The organism is Vibrio sp. 1159, assembly GCF_033340395.1.
GTDB classification, from domain to species: domain Bacteria; phylum Pseudomonadota; class Gammaproteobacteria; order Enterobacterales; family Vibrionaceae; genus Vibrio; species Vibrio alginolyticus.
This window is the reverse complement of the sequence record NZ_JAWOWL010000144.1, coordinates 1-1187: the sequence shown is the minus strand read 5'-3', so window position 1 is coordinate 1187 and position 1187 is coordinate 1. Positions and strand designations below refer to the sequence as shown.

Genomic DNA, 1187 nt, shown 5'->3' with positions numbered 1-1187 from the left:
AACAAACACATTAAGCGACTGAGGACGAATCTTGATCTCTAAACGACGGTCAGAATAGAGCTCACCGTCGATGACGTAGTCAATCGGCTTATCCGCAGTAATCGTTACCCCTGTCGCGCTCGCGTACTGAAACAGATTCGACTCATCCTGCGCACCGACGCTGGTTAATGTTAGATCCGACAACGCCACTAGGCGTCCACCCAGCGACTGAGTGTTATCAAGGTAGGTAATGTGCAGTTTCCCATCATCTGGCTGCGGCGCGCCGCCACCTTGCGCTAACACGGTACTAAATGGCGCGATGTTGGCAACGACGAAGCTGTGCACGTCCATCTCCTGACTCTCCCATCCTTGTTCACTCGCCGCTTGCCCTTCGAAGGTTACTTGCAGAGTTTGCACCTCTTCGGAAATAACAACGTTAAAAAAGCCCGTTAAATACGCCAGTTGCCCAAAAGCATTTTTCTCTTCACGATGCGCGTGTTCAATCATCTTCTGTTCCAAGCCAATACCCAGCACCAACAGAATCAAACGCTGATTACATTCTGCGGTGTCTATGCGTTGGCAATGACCTGCGAGAATGGCTTCACACGCTTTTTCCACCGGTGATAACTTCACGCCGATACCATACAGCACGTGGCACAGCGCATTCGCCGTGCCCAACGGTATGATGCCGAGCTTGATGTCAGTGCCGACCAACTGGCTCGCCACTTCAGTCACCGTGCCATCGCCACCAGAGACAATCACCTGATTCACACCACTTTGTTTAGCTTGCAGTGCGAGGCTTTCTGCGCTGGTGGTTTCGTCCGTTTGGCGAATGCTGAGACGATATTTTTTGGTCAACTCACGAATCACATGTTGTTCGTATTGCTGCCATTTCCCACCGCCCGCGACAGGGTTCACCACCATCCAAGTCGGCTCATCGAGTGTTAGCACGCCTTTCTAACTGATCGCGCGCAGAGTTTTGATCTGCAAATTATTGAGCCTTGCAGTACTGCGCACGCTGTTGATTTTCTGCATCACCGATTCCACCGAGAGCGATGGGTCTTTACTCAGTAAATAAGCCGCCACCACAAACACCGAACGGCCACGCCCAAGTGCGCAATGCACAACCACAGAGCGCCCGCAGGCGATTTGGGTATCAATCCAATTCATCGCATGACGTAAACGCTCCAAGGTCGGCGCTTTATGAT

General features: G+C 51.9%; 1 pseudogene. It reads right to left on the bottom strand.

Features of this window, described 5'->3' with window-relative positions:
• Nucleotides 1-1187 (bottom strand): annotated as a pseudogene (locus R7127_RS26550) (diacylglycerol kinase family protein); the annotation flags it as partial.